The following is a 14,736-nucleotide window of genomic DNA, read 5'->3' on the forward strand; positions in this document are numbered from 1 at the left end:
TCGAACGGACTACCGATCCTCAATGATGGCGCGGTGGACCTGGTCGATGAGGTGGCTCTGCCCCTCCGTTGGGCCGCCATGGAGGGACGCCACGGCCTGGAGCATGTCGACCAGGTCCTCGACCTCGTAGGGGGTGAGCCTGTCGTGCAGGAGCGGCGCCAGGACCGCGATCGCATCCTGATTGTCGGGGGACTGGTTCGCCGCGTGGCGGATCACCGCCATCCGGATCGCAAGGTCTTCCTCCGGGATCGCGGTGATTGAACGCATTCGAGACAGTATTTCATTCTCCTGTTCCGGCGTCGGCACGCCGCGCTGGCGAGCAACCAGCGTCAACAGAACCCCGGCGGCATCCGCCGGCTCCCGCATCGCTTTGAGCGGCGCCAAGCGTTGCTGGAGATCGCCCGCCCTGCGCCGGCGGCCTTTGCGCCAATCGTGCAGGGTGTGGTCAATCTGGACCATTCCATCGCCATACCGGATCCAGTAGGCCAGCCCTGTCGCGAGCATGCCCGCGACCGCGAGGAGGAATGGCATCGACGATCGCCCATCGGAAATGTCCGGAAGCGATCCCATGCAACCTCTTCTAATGATTCACAGCCCACGGGCTGCGATGACAAATGGCAGGCCGAGCGGGAACCCATGAAAAAGGGCAGCCGGCACACGCCGACTGCCCCATTCCGACAAATGATTCGAAGAACTTAGTAGCCGTAACCGTAAGCGGGAGCACCGTAGCCGTAGGCCGGACGGGCATAGCCGTCCCGGTAATAGGCGTCCCGTGCTGCACCGGCGGCGATGGCACCGGCGGCGAGACCGGCAATGCCCAGGCCCACGGCAGCACCGGTTCCGATGCCGCGACGACGGCCGCCATAAGCATAGCCGCGGCCGTACCCGCGATGGCCGTAGGCGTGACCGTGACCGTATCCGCCATGGCCGTAACCATGTCCACGTGGGCCGGCTTCAGCCGAAGTTGTGGCAGCGAGTCCACCCAGCGAAAGGGTCAGGGCAGAAACGAGAGCGAGCTTGCGCATGAGTATCCCTCAGCGTTCGAGAATGTATTGGATATTTCAACGTCAAGCTGACCTGATCGTTCCCATCACAGGATCGGATGAAGATTCGGAGCGGATCGCGCGTCCGGTTCCGCTGCCTGTTGTAGGTCTGGGGTGCCGGAGCAGCGTCTGCATTTGTACAGGCTGCCGGAAGGTCTGTGACGATCGCGCTCTACGCGTCGGTCACTCGCGCCTTTGCCAGCCGGTCGAACGCCTGGAACTCGGCCAATAAGGCCGGCATCGCTTTCAGCGGCACCATGTTCGGGCCATCCGAGGGGGCATGGTCCGGGTCGGGATGCGTCTCGATGAAAAGCCCGGCCACGCCGACGGCGACGGCCGCGCGGGCGAGCACGGCGACGAATTCGCGCTGACCGCCCGAGGTCGCGCCCTGCCCGCCGGGCTGCTGCACCGAGTGGGTGGCGTCGAACACCACAGGGGCACCATGCGTGACCTGCGCCATGATCGGCAGGCTGCGCATGTCGGAGACGAGGGTGTTGTATCCGAACGAGGCGCCGCGCTCGGTCACCAGCACGTTGGGATTGCCGGCCCCCGTTACCTTCGCGGCCACGTGGGCCATGTCCCAGGGTGCGAGGAACTGGCCCTTCTTCACATTCACCACGCGTCCGGTGGCGGCGGCCGCGAGCAACAGGTCGGTTTGCCGGCATAGGAAGGCCGGAATCTGGAGGATGTCGATGACCTCGGCGGCGGGGCCACACTGCGCCGCCTCGTGTACGTCCGTGAGCACGGGCAGGCCGAAACGGTCCTTGATCTCGGAAAAGATCGGCAGCGCCCCTTCCAGGCCGAGCCCGCGAGCGGTGCTGCCGGAGGTCCTGTTGGCCTTGTCGAACGAGGCCTTGAACACCAGGCCGATCCCGAGGCGGTCGGTCATCGCCTTCAAGGCGTCGGCGATCTCGATGGCGTGGTCGCGGCTCTCGAGTTGGCAGGGGCCGGCGATCAGCGCGAAGGGCAGATGGTTGGCGAAGGCGACCGAACCAGCGGTGACCACGGGAGCGGTGGAGGGGGTGATCTCAGGCATGACGTCGGTCTAGCCCGCTGCGGTCCCAACGAAAAGGCCGGCCCGGCGTCGAAGCACGGGCTTCGCATGAGGAACCGGGAGGGGGGCCAGGATGCAACGGGTACGCAAACCGTCGAAGGGGTCTGCATCCGAAGCGGTTTCGCATCGAATGGCGACCCGCCTGGTCGTCCCCTGCTGTGGACGTCCTGTCGCCAGGGCCTCCTGCTGCAGGACCAGCGCCAGCGTCTCTGCCGCTTCGGCGCTCGCGCCGGTCAAGGCCTGCGCGGCGTCACCGATCAGTTCGTAGAACCGGCGGCTTGGTTCGCGTTCACGGGCGATGAGGACCATCCGGCGCGGCGCCCGGCAATCCAGGCTCATGCGTTCCGCATCGGCCGCCCGGAAGACGGCCCGGGAGCCGACGCGTCCGGCCAGCGATGCTCCCGTTGCACGGATCATGCGGACGGTAAGGGTATCACAGGTATCCGCTGCCTGGGCCGGAGCCAGGGAGACCAAAGTGCTCGCGGCAAGAATCAAGGAAAGGCGAACAGAAATCGTCATCGTGTTGATTTAACGCACGCCCGGCTCAAGGCCCACACTCCAAGTCCCACACTTATTGGTGTTGGCCGATCGCCCCGGTGATCTCATCGGAGCAAGTTTCATGGGTGTGAGAGCGCAACACACGGGGCAGATGAACTGCATGCAGCCCCGCCTCGTCCTCGATGGTGCCCGTCAGAGCGCCGGGTTCGACGACGCCCTGGAAACGAATCGCGCCCGCCTCGGTCGAGACCGCGAAGGTAAGCGCCCTGGTGGAATCGTCGAGGCTCATGGCTTCAACCGCAACGGGGCCGATGTGGTCCGCGCCCTCGAAGGTCACGGCATTGCCGTTTGGCGAGCGCCGCAGCATGACCCGGTGTCCGTTGCGTGCGCCATTGTCCCGAACGGTGCAGAGATCGGCATAGACGAAGGTGCCGGTGATCCAGGCGGAGCGTGCCTGCGCCTGCGTTGCGGCGCTGAGGAGCATGACGACCGTCACGACCGCCCGGCACGGCGGACCGTCCCAGCGCCATGTTCTGATCGTCGTCACGTCCTCACCCTCGTCACGTCCTCACCGTCGTCATCCTGGCGCCTCCCGGCCCCACGCCTCGGCATCCGATCTGTGACCCGGATGCCGAGGCAGGTCTCAGGCCGCCGCTCGTTCACGGGTCCTGTGTTCGGCGTCGAGGGATGCAAGAAGGATGCACAGCGCGATGCCCTCGGCTGCCTTCGTGACGTCGTCGAGGCTGGGATAGGTGGGCGCGAGACGCAGGACGCTGTCCTTCGGATCACGGCCGTAGGGCGAGGTCGCTCCGGCCGGCGTGAGGGCGATGCCGGCATCCTTGGCCAACCGCACCACCTCGGTGGCCGTGCCCTCACGGGCTTCCACGGTAATGAAGTAGCCTCCCTCCGGCCGCGTCCAGCGTGCGGCACCCGTGCCGCTGAGGTGCCGGTCAAGCGCCGCCTGCACGGCAGCGAATTTGGGCGCGATCAGGGCGCGGTGGGCGTCCATGTGGGCCTGAAGGCCAGCGCCATCCCGCAAGAAGCGCACGTGGCGCAGTTGGTTGAGCTTATCCGGACCGATGGTCTGCTTCGCGGATCGAGCCAGGAACCAGCGCGTGTTCTCGGGCGAGCCGGCGAAGACCGCAAGACCGGCGCCCGCAAGCGTGATTTTCGAGGTCGAGGCGTAGAGGAAGGGACGGTTCGGGTTGCCGGCCTCGGTGCAGGCGGTGAGAATATCCTGCACCGGATGGCGATCCGACGTCAGGTGATGCACCGCGTAGGCGTTGTCCCAGAACAGGCGAAAGTCGGGAGCGCCGGTCTTCATCGCGGCGAGGCGCCGCACAGTTTCGTCCGAGAAGATCTCTCCGGACGGATTGGCGTATTTCGGGACGCACCACATGCCCTTGACGGCCGGGTCGGCGACGAGACCCTCGACCACGTCCATGTCCGGTCCCTGTCCCGTCATCGGCACGGGGATCATGCGGATGCCGTATTCCTCGCACAGGGCGAAGTGGCGGTCGTAACCCGGGACCGGGCAGAGGAAGACCGGAGCGTCCTCCTTCGACCAGGGCCGCTCGGACCCCGGTACGCCCTTCAGCAGCGCCCACGCGATGGTGTCGTGCATCAGGGCGAGGCTCGAATTGCCTCCGACCACGATCTGGTCCGCCGGCGCGTCGATGAGGTGCGAGAACAGCGCGCGCAACTCGGGCAGGCCCTGCTGGCCACCATAATTGCGGGCATCCTCCCCGGCTGCAGTGGTGTAGTCGCCGTTGCCGGGCAGCGCGAGCATACCGGACGACAGGTCGAGCTGCTCGGGCGCCGGTTTGCCACGCGTCATGTCGAGCTTGAGGCCCCGCGCCTTGAAGGCGTCATAGGCCGCTTGAGCCTGGGCGCGCAGATCCGCGAGTTCGGCCGGGCTGCGGTCGGCGATCGTCGTCATGATGTCTCGAGTCCGAGTGAGGCCGCGCGAGCGGCAAGCGCGGCGCACCATGACGCCTCGCGCCGCCTGCGTCACCCCGTTTGAAATGCAGCCCGCGACGGATCAGGGTTGCGTGGTCTGCCAGGCCGCGCACCCCTGGGCGTCGAGGGCGTTGTACTTGGCCTCAATCCAATCGAGGCCTGCGCCCGCCATGTTGTCGGCCAGATGCTGCCGATCGCCGGTGCCAGCAATCGGAAGCAGCACGGGCGAGCGCCTGAGAAGCCAAGCCAGCACCACCGCGCCATCCTTGACCCCGTGTTCCCGGGCAAGCTCGGTCAGGACCGAGCCATACGGGACTCCGTATGAGGCTGCACGAGGGCTTGAGTCGCAGATTCTGCGAAGGAAACCTGCGAGACAGTCACGTATGCCGCCTGACATAACCTGACAGTGCGTCCCCGGACGCATTCGAAGACCTGAACCCGCCAAAGACCTGACGTCATCGGCGCCCGGACGACGGGCGGCGCCGGCCCATGCAATGAGCCGGCGCCGGGTTCGTTTTTCGCGATGCGAGGCGGTTGGGATCAGCCCGCTCGGGATCAGCCTGCCTTGTTCAGGGCCACCGCCACAAAGCGGGTGACGCCCTTCTGGCTCTTGACGCGCATCAAGACCGCCTTCCGGCCGCTCGTCTCGGCGGAGCGAATCCGCTCGGCGACCTCGGAGGGCTGCGAGACGCTGGAGCCTGCGACATCGAGGATGATGTCGCCCTGCTCGATACCCTTGGCCGCTGCCGGACCATCCGGATCGACCTCCATCACCGCCACACCTTCGGAGCCGGCACCGACTTCGGAGGCCGGAGCGAGGCTGAGGCCCAGACGCGGCTGCCCGTTTGCCGACGAACCGCGATCGTTGTTCGCCACCCGGGTGTCGTTCGGCAGGACACCGAGTTCCACGGTCGCGGTATCGGACTTGCCGCCGCGCAGGTAGGTCAGCTCGACCTTGGCACCCGGCTTGATGCCGGCGATCTTGCGGGACAGCTCCCTGGCATCGTTGATCGGCGTGCCGTTGACGGTTTCGATGACGTCACCGGATTTCAGACCGGCCTTGGCCGCGGGGGTCCCGGCCTCGGCGTGGTCCACGAGGGCGCCCTTGGCCTTGTCGAGGCCGAGGCCGTCGGCGATGTCCTTCGTCACCGGCTGGACCTGAACCCCGAGATAGCCGCGCGCCACCTTGCCGTCGGCCCGGAGCTGGTCGACCACCGCCTGAACGGTTTCCGCAGGAATCGCGAAGGCGAGACCGACGCTGCCGCCTGAAGGCGACGCGATGGCGGTGTTCACGCCCACCACTTCGCCGCCGACGTTGAAGGTCGGGCCGCCGGAATTGCCCTTGTTGATCGGCGCATCGATCTGCAGGAAGTCGTCGTAAGGGCCGGCACCGATGTCGCGGCCGCGGGCCGAGACGATGCCGGCAGTGACGGTGCCACCCAGGCCGAACGGGTTGCCGATGGCCACCACCCAGTCACCGACCCGGGGGGCCGACTTGCTGAGCGAGACGTATGGGAAGGTCCCGCCCTCGGTGATCTTCAGGAGAGCGAGGTCGGTCTTGGGGTCCTTGCCGATGACCTTCGCGTCGAGGGTGCGGTTGTCGTCGAGCGTCACCTGCACGGACTTGGCCTTGTCGACGACGTGGTTGTTGGTCACCACGTAGCCATCGGCCGAGATGATGAAGCCGGAGCCCATGGCGCCGCGTTGGCCCTGGCGCTTGGGCGCGCCGAAACCCTGGCCCTGGCCCGGACCGCCCTGGCCGAAGCGCTTGAAGAACTCCCGGAGCTGAGGCGGAACCTGCTGACCCTGGCCCTGACCGGGGCCGTCGTCATCGTCCGACGTGGCGCTATCGTCGAGTTTCACCTTCACGGCGACGACGCCCGGCTTCACCTTGTCGACGACGCTGGCAAAGGAGCCCGGCGGATGGTCGGGCGTCTCGATCGGGTTCTTGGATAGGGACTGGGCATAGGCCGGCGTCGACGGTTGGGTCAGGCCGAAGCCGGCGGCGCCCGTCGCGACGAGGGATGCAACGGCGACCGAGGCGAGAGCATTGCGGCGCAGGCGGTTGGGCTGAGCGATCATCATGGACTCCGGATCGGGTGGCGCGCAGCGGCACGCCGTGATCCGGTTTGTAAGGCGTGCCGCCTGACCCCCGCGTGGCGCCAGGATTACGGTTTGGACAGGTTCGCGGTCGCGGCAGGAAGGGCCGTGAGGCCGGCGCGCCAGCGCAGGTCGAGGAGCAAGCCCGCCGGATACGTGTCGAGGATTGGCGTGATCGGGAGGCCGGCCGCATTCAGCAGCCGTGCGGCCCAATGATTGCAGACATTCGCGTAGGAGAAGCGTCCCGTCCCCTCGTAGAACAGGCTCGGGCCGTAGAGGCCTGGTCCGCCGGCGATCGGCTGTCCCTCCACGAGGCCGAATCCTGCCTCTAACCGGGTGAGAAGGCGCGCGAGGCCGGCGCGCGAGACCCGCACGGGCACGATATCGGAACCAGGAAAGCTCTCGCGCACCGGACGCTCCAGACCGACCACCTGGATGACGCCTGCGCGACCCCCCGGCGTGAAGAGGGCCTCAAGGGCGAGGCGAGCATCGAATTGCGCCAGGGTCGGCGTCGCCCGGTAGAAACGGGCTTCGCCCCAGCCGAATTCGATCTGCGGATAGGCGCGAAACCGGGTAGCGATGCTGGCAAGCGCCGGCCCCCCGCCGGGCCCGATCAAGGCCGCGCGGGGCAGGATCAGGCCGGAGTGCCAGCCATGCGAGACGAGGCTGATGGTCTCGCCGTCCTCTGCACGAGCGGGATAAAGGTCGGGATCGCCCGGGTGCGCCGTCATCAGCGCCGCCAGGACCAGCACGCCGATGGTGATCGCCACGACGGCCACCATGGCTGCGAAGAGGCGACCGGTCCGGTACAGGGCGGTACGGCGCGTGCACATCGGATTTTGGACGATCAGTCGGGCTGCCAGACCTGACCGTGATAATCGAACAGATTAGGTTGGCTCGCCAGGGCGGCGAGGCCGGTCAGGGCCGGATCGTGCACGGCGATGACGCTGGTGGGGATTACCTGCATCTGTGCGATGAAGGGCGGCTTGCGCTCGAAGGCTTCACGAAACGCTCCGCGCTGCAGCACGTCGATGATCCGGGGCGCGATCCCGCCGCCGATATAGACGCCACCGGTCGCCAGGAAGGTCAGGGCGAGATCGCCGCAGACCCTGCCGAGAAGCTTCGCGAAAAGGTTCAGGGACGCTGCCGCATCCGGATCGGTGCCCGAGAGTCCGGCTTCGGTCACGGATGCCGGATCGCGCCGAGGGCCGTCTGTGCCGGTGCGCAGACGGTGCAGTGCCCCATGGAGCCGCGTCAGGCCGGGGCCGGAGAGCAGAGTCTCCACGGTCACGCGACCCTCGACGCGCTCCAGGTGCGGCCACAGCGCGTGCTCGGCGGCATTGCTCGGTCCGAAATCCGTGTGTCCCGCTTCGGTGGAGACGATGACGAGCCGCTTGCCGACCGGCAGCAGCGCCGCCGCGCCGAAGCCGGTGCCAGGACCGAGCACCAGCCGGGCACCCTGATCGCCCTCTCGGCCTTCCTCGCGATGAGGACCGATCGGCGTGAGCTCGGAGGGGCTGATCCCCGCCGCGCCTGCCGCGACCGGCACGTAGTCGTTGACGACGACGGAGCGCGAGAGGCCGAAATCCCGACCGATCCGGGCACCCTCGATCACCCAATGGGCGTTGGTGAGCTGCACCGCCGGTCCGTCGACCCGGGCCGCCACCGCGAGGATTGCCGAGCGCGGGGCGGGACCGTCACCCTGGGCCAGCGAAGCCCGGATGGCGGCGCTGGGATCGGGATGGCCGGCCGTCGCCTCGTGGGAGAGCAGGATGGGCTTCGCGCCCGCCTCCGGCACCACAGCGAAGCGCGCGTTGGTGCCGCCGATATCACCGACGAGAACGGGGAACTCGAACATGCGCGCCTCTTCCATCGGGTGCCCGGGACCGGGCTGGGCGGGAAATTGGGGGCCTGAAATGCGGTTCTAGGCTGGCGGCAAGGCGTCGGGATCGATGGGGGCGCCATCGGCCCATCCATAGATCAGGCGCCGGACATCTTCAGGATCGATCAGGCGACGCGATGCGATGGTCTCGGCGCCCCCGATGCGGATGCTAATGCCACCGAGCTCATTGACCACCGCGAAGGCCTTCTCGTCGGTGAGATCGTCTCCAAGGAAGATCGCCCGGCGGCCCGCATAGGGCGGGTTCCCGGCGAGCGCCCGGATGGCGTGCCCCTTGGTGGCGGAGGCGGGCACGATCTCGCCGACCGCCTTGCCAAGCTGGAGGCGGTAGGCGCTCCCGAGATGGGCCGCAGCGGCCTTGACCGCGTCTTCGGCCGCGGCGGCATCGGTTGGCGTGGCGAGGCGCCAATGGACTGCTACGGAAGCGCCCTTGTCCTCGATCAGCACATGCTCCAGCGCCGCCACGGCCGCATGCAGGGCCGGAACCTGGGCGCGCAACTCGGGATGGTCCTCCGCTCGCCCGCCCGAGACCACGCCGTCGACCCGGCTCTCGACGCCGTGCAGGCCGGCGACGTCGAACCGCGCCGGTACGAGGAAGCCGTCGATCACCGCAATCGGCCGCCCGGTGACGATGGCGAGCGCGCCGCCGAGCCGGGTGCGCAGGCGCTCCAGGGCCGGGGCGAGGGCCGGATCGACCCGCACCTGATCGGGCTTGGGGGCGATCTCCACCAGAGTGCCGTCGAAGTCGAGGTACAGGGCGAACGCGGTCGGCTCGGTCACGCGGGATGTCCCTTCGTCTGATCCGGGCCTGCGCTACCATGCCCTGCGCCGGGGGAAAACGGGCGGCCGCACCGCCCTGCCCTATCTGTCAGGGCTTCCGATCCACCGAGGCAAGGTTCCGACCCATGTGGCCCACCCCGATCCCGCCCGGCCCGAACCACGAGAGCGTGTGGGACTATCCGCGGCCACCACGGCTGGAGGCCGTCGACGCGCGCCTGCGGGTTGCCCTGGCCGGTCAGACCATCGCCGAGACCCGGGCCGGGTATCGCGTGCTGGAGACGAGTCATCCGCCAACCTATTACTTTCCGGCTGGTGATGTGGTGGCCGGCGTGCTCGGACCCGCCCGCCGCGCGGGGATCTGCGAGTGGAAGGGCCGCGCCGTTTTGTACGACGTGGTGGCGGGCTTGGCCCGTGCCGAGGGCGCTGCCTGGGCCTACCCCGCTCCGACACCTGGGTTTTCCGCGATCGCCGGCTACATCGCCTTCTATGCCGGACCGATGGATGGATGCTTCGTCGGCGATGCGCGGGTGACACCGCAGCCGGGCGGTTTCTACGGCGGCTGGATCAGCCCGGGCATCATCGGCCCCTTCAAGGGCGGTCCCGGAAGCATGGGCTGGTGATTGGCCGAGGCCTTGCGCAGGACCGCTCCCGCGCTATGCCGGGATAGGGTGATCACGGAACGGAGCGTGCGGATGCAGGGTGAGATCGGATGCGAGCCACGGGCTCTGGGCTTCTGTCCGGATCGCCTGGAGCGCATCGACGGCTGGATGCAGCGCCTGGTCGGCGATAGCAAGGTCGCTGGTCTGTCCGTGATGCTGGCGCGTGGCGGACAGACCGCGTTCTTTCGCGCCCATGGCCGCGCCGACATCGCCCGCAACGCAGCCTTCAAGCCTGACACCATCGCGCGCATCTACTCGATGACCAAGCCGCTGACCTCGGTGGCGGTGATGATGCTCTACGAGGAGGGGCGCTTCCAACTCGACGATCCCGTGACCCGCTTCCTGCCCGAATTCACGGACATGCGGGTTCTTACCGGCGGCAACCGAGCGAAATTCGACAGCGAGCCGGCCCAACGCCCGATCACCATCCGCGACCTGCTCACCCACACCTCCGGCCTGACCTACGGTTTCATGGAGGCGACCCTCGTCGATGCGCTATACCGTCAGAACGGCGTCGATTTCGGAGAGGCCCAGGAGGCGAGCCTGGCCGACGTGGTCGGACGGCTCGCGCGGCAGCCGCTGCTCGCCCAGCCCGGCGCCGAATGGAACTACTCGGTGGCCACCGACGTCCTCGGGCATCTCGTGGCGGTGGTCTCGGGCCAGGATTTCGCAGACTTCCTGCGCGAACGGGTGATCCGGCCGCTGGGCATGGTCGATACCGACTTCTTCGTGCCCGCCGACAAGCTGCCGCGCCTCGCGGCCAATTACAGCCTGTTCCGGGATCGCACCCTGAAGCTCTACGACGACGCGGTGGGGAGCCGCTTCGCGACACCCCCGGCCTGCCCCTCCGGGGGCGGCGGCCTCGTTTCAACGGCGTCCGACTACATGCGCTTCTGCCGCTTCCTTCTCGGGCGTGGCGAACTCGATGGCGCCCGCCTCCTCGGGCGCAAGACCGTCGACCTCATGCTCATGAACCACCTCGACGGGGACCTGGCCGCCATGGGCCAGCCGCGCTTCTCCGAGACGGCCTACACGGGCATCGGCTTCGGCCTCGGCTTCTCGGTCATGCTCGATCCGGCTCGCGCTCAGATCGTCGGTACACCGGGCGAGGTGGCCTGGGGCGGGCTCGCCAGCACCGCCTTCTGGGTCGATCCAGCCGAGGATCTCGCCGTGGTTTTACTGACCCAGCTCATTCCCTCGTCGGCGCTGCCGCTCCGGCGCGAATTGCGGGTGCTGACCTACGCGGCCCTGGTGGATTGAGTCCTCGGGGGCGAACGCGAAACGCCGCCCCGGGTCGGGAGCGGCGTCTTCTGGGTTCAGTCGGTCGTCGACAGGATGGGCCGTCTATTCCGCGGCCGGGGCGGCCGCCGGCGCCGCACCCGCCTTCGGGGCAGCCTTCGGCGCCGGCTTGGCGGTTCCGGCGCCGCCGGCAGGAGCGCCGGACGCGGCGGCCGGGGCCTTGGGAGCCCACTCGGCGTCGGAGCGCGGCCCGCCCGGGCCGTTGGTCGGGCCGGTGAGCTGTCCCGGCAGCACATCGTTGACCCGGTTCCAGGTCTGGGACCCGCAGAGGAAGCCGAGGAGGCAGCCGCGCACCGACAGTTCGGTCGGCTGGTCCGACCACATCGTCACGTCGTAGAACTTGCCCTCGTCGGCATTGTAGATCTTGCCGCCGTAATGGCCGTCGGGCTGCGGCTTCAGCCCCATGATGAGCTGCAGGCCGAGGGAGGGCCGGGCCTGCTTCTTCGGGTCGGGATTCTTGAAGTCGATGCGGGGTTGGCCCTGATCGTTCAGGGGCACCTTCAGCCAGACCACATAGCCGCACAGGTTGGTGTTCTGCGGGCCGCACTTCTCGGTGCGAATCCGGGCGCGTCCATCCTCTGTGAGCCAGGTTCCACTGGCATCGTTCGGGGCAGCGGCCAGAGCAAGGCCCGGCAGAAGAGCGGCCGCGAGGCCGGCCAGGGGCACCAGCCGGCGTGCGGCGCCCGCGATGGTCGAACGATTCATCATGCTTCCAACAACCCTCATGCGCTCGCCCCGCGGCGACCCGCCCCTATCCGAAGGACGGTCAGCGCCCGTCACCTGATGCCTCGCCATCCGCTGCGAAGGTGACGGGATCATGGCCGGTATGGGTGAGTCCCGAAGATTTGGCGCACCGACAGGCTCGACGAACAAGCTTCGGGCAGACCTCCCAGGTCGTATGCGGACGGACGATCGGCCGGACCGGCCTGTCCTGACTTCGCGAAGACCTGTTGCGAAGCCTTATCCCGAAGATGTGGGGTCGATCGCGAAAACGCCGGGCGGTACCCAATTCGACGAGGGTCTTCGCGGCGGTGAGGTGATCGCATCGGTTCTCGCCGACTGCGACCGGCCACGGCCCCGGGCCGTCCGGCACGTGGTCGTCGAAGACGCGGCAGGTCTCGCAGGCCGCTCTCGGGAGGACGATCCGACCTGCGACGCGGTCGTTTCGGGCCGGGGGGGCACCGGCCGAACGCGGCATCGAACGATCCGGGGCGCTCCGCGTTTACGGCCGTGCTTCACCCCGAATGGCGGACCCGTTGATGCGTGATGAATCGGCGGGGCTGCGGCGGCGCCTGGAGGCGGCGGACATCCGCCTCGGTGTGTCGCTCGCCCGTGCGAAGGACACCCGCGGGGTGCGGGGCCTGGCAGCGGCCAGCGAGGCGGGGGGCTGGAAATGGCTGCTCGCTCTCTCGGCCGGAACCCTCGCCGTGGGGGTGCTGCGGCGGGACCGGCGTCTGGCGGAGGCCGGGCGGCACATGCTCGTCTCCGGGATCATGGCGGCGATGACGAAGACGACCGTGAAGCGGATCGTCCATCGCACCCGGCCCAACGTGCTGATGGACGAAGGCCTCTACGAGACCGGCTGGTTCGGGCCGAATGTCGGGCCGTGGCAGTCGTTTCCGTCGGGGCATTCGGCTCTGAGCGTGGCGGTGGCGCGCGCCGCCGGGCGGGCCTATCCGGAGATCCGCGGGGTGGCCACGGCGGCGGCCCTGGGCGTCGTCGGGGTCCAGGTTCTGCGCGGCGCGCACTTCCCGTCCGACGTGGCGGCGGGGGCGCTGATCGGTCTCTCGGCCGAGGCCGCCGAGCACCGGATCGCCCTCGGGCGGGATGTCATCGCCGGCGTGGTATTCCGAAAGGTCGCGTCGCGGTCACGCGGCATCGGGCAGCAGGAACGGGGCGACGCAGCCTCCGGTTGACGCGGTATTCCAACGGAGACTCCGCGTGACCACCAATCCCTTGACGCAGTACCCCCGGCCCCCGTTCGAGGGCCAGCCGCAGAGCTTTCCCGGCAAGACCGGCAGGATGGCCCCCGAGCCGGATCACGGCGAGGCGAGCTACCGGGGCTCGGGCAAGCTGACGGGCCAGGCTACCCTGATCACCGGCGGCGACAGCGGCATCGGCCGGGCTGTGGCCATCGCCTTCGCCCGCGAAGGGGCCGACGTGGCGATCGCCTACCTGCCGGAGGAGCAGGCGGATGCCGAGGCGGTGGCCGGCTGGATCGAGCGGGCCGGGCGCCGCGCCCTCCTGCTGCCGGGCGACCTCAAGGACCCGGCCCACGGCCGCGACCTGGTGGAGCGGACCGTCGCCGCCTTCGGCCGCCTCGACGTGCTGGTGAACAACGGCGCTTTCCAGCAGCCGAACCAGGGGCTCGATGCCATCGAGGACACGGTCTTCGAGGACCATTTCCGCACCAACGTGTTCGGACCGTTCTACCTGACCAAGGCCGCCCTGCCCCACCTGAAGCCCGGCGCCTCGGTGATCTTCACCTCCTCGGTGAACTCCAAGCACCCGATGCCCTCGCTGATGGCCTACAGCGCCACCAAGGGCGCCCTGAGCAACATGGTGCTGAGCCTGTCGCAGCTCCTGGCCGAGAAGGGCATCCGGGTGAACGGCGTGCTGCCGGGACCGATCTGGACGCCGTTCATTCCCTCGGGGATGAGCGAGGATTCGGTCAAGTCCTTCGGCAGCCAGGTCCCGTTCGGGCGTCCGGGCCAGCCGGCCGAACTCGCCTCCGCCTACGTGATGCTGGCCTCGCCGGAGAGCAGCTACACCTCCGGTGCCCTCGTCACCGTCGCCGGAGCCATGCCGGTCCTCTGACCCCATCCCAGAAACCGAAGCGCCTATCCCAGAAACCGAAGCGCCGGGACCGAACGGTTCCGGCGCTTCGTGCGTTCCTGTCGCCTCGAACAGGGGGGACGGCACGATGCGGACCTGGAGGGCCATGGACCGGGCGCCGCAGGACGGGCGCTGGATCATCGCGATCCACCGGGACGACCCGGACCGGCGGGCGGTGATCCGCTGGGACCCGGAGAACGCGGTCGATCCCCGGCCCTGGCACGTCGCCTCCTGCCAGCACAGCTACCCGGCCGACGCCTTCACGGACTGGATGGAGTTTCCCGACCGTCCGCCCGGACCGGCGCGTCCGCCCGAATCCGAGATCCACCGGTACGGCAGCGGAGGCGACCACCATGACGCGTGACCCCACCCCGGCACAGAACACCCCTCCGGCCGAGGAGACGGGCGGGCCCCTCACCCTCCAGGTCGAGCCCTGCCCCGAGGATGCCGGCCGCTATCGCTGGACCCTGCGGGCGGGCCTGCACCCCGTGCGGACGGCGCCCTACGCGCTGCCCGATGCCGAGGCCGCCTGGGTCCAGGGCCGGGCGGCTTTGGCCGAAGCCGCCGCCCTGCAGCGGGACACGACGCCGGCCGCGCCGCACTGAGGGG

General features: G+C 68.7%; 18 protein-coding genes. 6 read left to right on the forward strand and 12 right to left on the reverse strand.

The features are described from left to right. Positions 1–9 precede the first annotated feature (9 nt). The 11 genes from ACV7NL_RS17205 to otsB form a co-directional block, all read right to left on the reverse strand. Positions 10–531: a hypothetical protein gene (locus ACV7NL_RS17205; RefSeq protein ID WP_463356322.1), complete on the reverse strand. Its 522-nt coding sequence runs from the start codon at positions 529–531 to the stop codon at positions 10–12. A gap of 164 nt (positions 532–695) precedes the next feature. Further along, a complete protein-coding gene (locus tag ACV7NL_RS17210; protein ID WP_247635778.1) occupies positions 696–1,025 on the reverse strand; it encodes a hypothetical protein in 330 nt (109 codons plus the stop codon). A gap of 190 nt (positions 1,026–1,215) precedes the next feature. Next, on the reverse strand, positions 1,216–2,079 hold the full coding sequence (gene kdsA, locus ACV7NL_RS17215; protein WP_463356323.1) for a 3-deoxy-8-phosphooctulonate synthase: 864 nt from the start codon (positions 2,077–2,079) through the stop codon (positions 1,216–1,218). Between the two features lie 9 nt (positions 2,080–2,088). Beyond that, positions 2,089–2,616 carry a hypothetical protein gene (locus ACV7NL_RS17220; RefSeq protein WP_056183112.1) on the reverse strand — a complete coding sequence of 176 codons (528 nt, stop codon included), beginning with the start codon at positions 2,614–2,616 and terminating at the stop codon, positions 2,089–2,091. A gap of 52 nt (positions 2,617–2,668) precedes the next feature. After that, positions 2,669–3,142, reverse strand: a complete 474-nt coding sequence (locus tag ACV7NL_RS17225; protein WP_056183110.1) for a hypothetical protein — start codon at positions 3,140–3,142, stop codon at positions 2,669–2,671. A 96-nt stretch (positions 3,143–3,238) separates the two neighbouring features. Then, on the reverse strand, positions 3,239–4,534 hold the full coding sequence (locus tag ACV7NL_RS17230) for an aspartate aminotransferase type Ic (protein ID WP_056183107.1): 1,296 nt from the start codon (positions 4,532–4,534) through the stop codon (positions 3,239–3,241). A gap of 102 nt (positions 4,535–4,636) precedes the next feature. Continuing rightward, complete coding sequence (locus ACV7NL_RS17235; protein WP_244477047.1) at positions 4,637–4,807, reverse strand: hypothetical protein; 171 nt, start codon at positions 4,805–4,807, stop codon at positions 4,637–4,639. A gap of 302 nt (positions 4,808–5,109) precedes the next feature. Beyond that, positions 5,110–6,636, reverse strand: coding sequence for a Do family serine endopeptidase (locus ACV7NL_RS17240; RefSeq protein ID WP_056183253.1), 1,527 nt, complete (start codon positions 6,634–6,636; stop codon positions 5,110–5,112). Between the two features lie 86 nt (positions 6,637–6,722). Next, positions 6,723–7,436: a DUF2459 domain-containing protein gene (locus ACV7NL_RS17245; RefSeq protein WP_056487458.1), complete on the reverse strand. Its 714-nt coding sequence runs from the start codon at positions 7,434–7,436 to the stop codon at positions 6,723–6,725. Positions 7,437–7,501: 65 nt separating this feature from the next. After that, on the reverse strand, positions 7,502–8,512 hold the full coding sequence (locus ACV7NL_RS17250) for a glucokinase (protein WP_463356324.1): 1,011 nt from the start codon (positions 8,510–8,512) through the stop codon (positions 7,502–7,504). Positions 8,513–8,578: 66 nt separating this feature from the next. Further along, entirely contained in the window at positions 8,579–9,334 is a 756-nt protein-coding gene (gene otsB / locus ACV7NL_RS17255) for a trehalose-phosphatase (RefSeq protein WP_463356325.1), read from the reverse strand. A gap of 125 nt (positions 9,335–9,459) precedes the next feature. Between otsB and ACV7NL_RS17260 the strand changes: the two genes are divergently transcribed. Together ACV7NL_RS17260 and ACV7NL_RS17265 are read left to right on the forward strand one after the other, a co-directional pair. Next, complete coding sequence (locus tag ACV7NL_RS17260; RefSeq protein WP_463356326.1) at positions 9,460–9,954, forward strand: DUF427 domain-containing protein; 495 nt, start codon at positions 9,460–9,462, stop codon at positions 9,952–9,954. Positions 9,955–10,026: 72 nt separating this feature from the next. Further along, on the forward strand, positions 10,027–11,253 hold the full coding sequence (locus ACV7NL_RS17265) for a serine hydrolase domain-containing protein (RefSeq protein WP_463356327.1): 1,227 nt from the start codon (positions 10,027–10,029) through the stop codon (positions 11,251–11,253). Between the two features lie 84 nt (positions 11,254–11,337). On the opposite strand, the gene ACV7NL_RS17270 is transcribed toward ACV7NL_RS17265, so the two are convergent. Continuing rightward, positions 11,338–12,000: a DUF2147 domain-containing protein gene (locus ACV7NL_RS17270; RefSeq protein ID WP_056183086.1), complete on the reverse strand. Its 663-nt coding sequence runs from the start codon at positions 11,998–12,000 to the stop codon at positions 11,338–11,340. 551 nt (positions 12,001–12,551) lie between these two features. Here ACV7NL_RS17270 and ACV7NL_RS17275 point away from each other — a divergent pair. The 4 genes from ACV7NL_RS17275 (at position 12,552) to ACV7NL_RS17290 (ending at position 14,732) form a co-directional block, all read left to right on the forward strand. Beyond that, positions 12,552–13,208 (forward strand): phosphatase PAP2 family protein, encoded by a 657-nt coding sequence (locus ACV7NL_RS17275; protein ID WP_463356328.1) that lies wholly within the window; start codon positions 12,552–12,554, stop codon positions 13,206–13,208. A 25-nt stretch (positions 13,209–13,233) separates the two neighbouring features. Continuing rightward, positions 13,234–14,109, forward strand: a complete 876-nt coding sequence (locus tag ACV7NL_RS17280; RefSeq protein WP_463356329.1) for an SDR family oxidoreductase — start codon at positions 13,234–13,236, stop codon at positions 14,107–14,109. A gap of 106 nt (positions 14,110–14,215) precedes the next feature. Further along, positions 14,216–14,491 (forward strand): hypothetical protein, encoded by a 276-nt coding sequence (locus ACV7NL_RS17285; RefSeq protein WP_244477045.1) that lies wholly within the window; start codon positions 14,216–14,218, stop codon positions 14,489–14,491. After that, entirely contained in the window at positions 14,481–14,732 is a 252-nt protein-coding gene (locus ACV7NL_RS17290) for a hypothetical protein (RefSeq protein WP_056183076.1), read from the forward strand. Before ACV7NL_RS17285 ends, ACV7NL_RS17290 begins: the two co-directional genes overlap by 11 nt. The last annotated feature ends 4 nt before the right edge of the window (positions 14,733–14,736 follow it).

This window comes from Methylobacterium sp. Ger2507, from assembly GCF_055231875.1.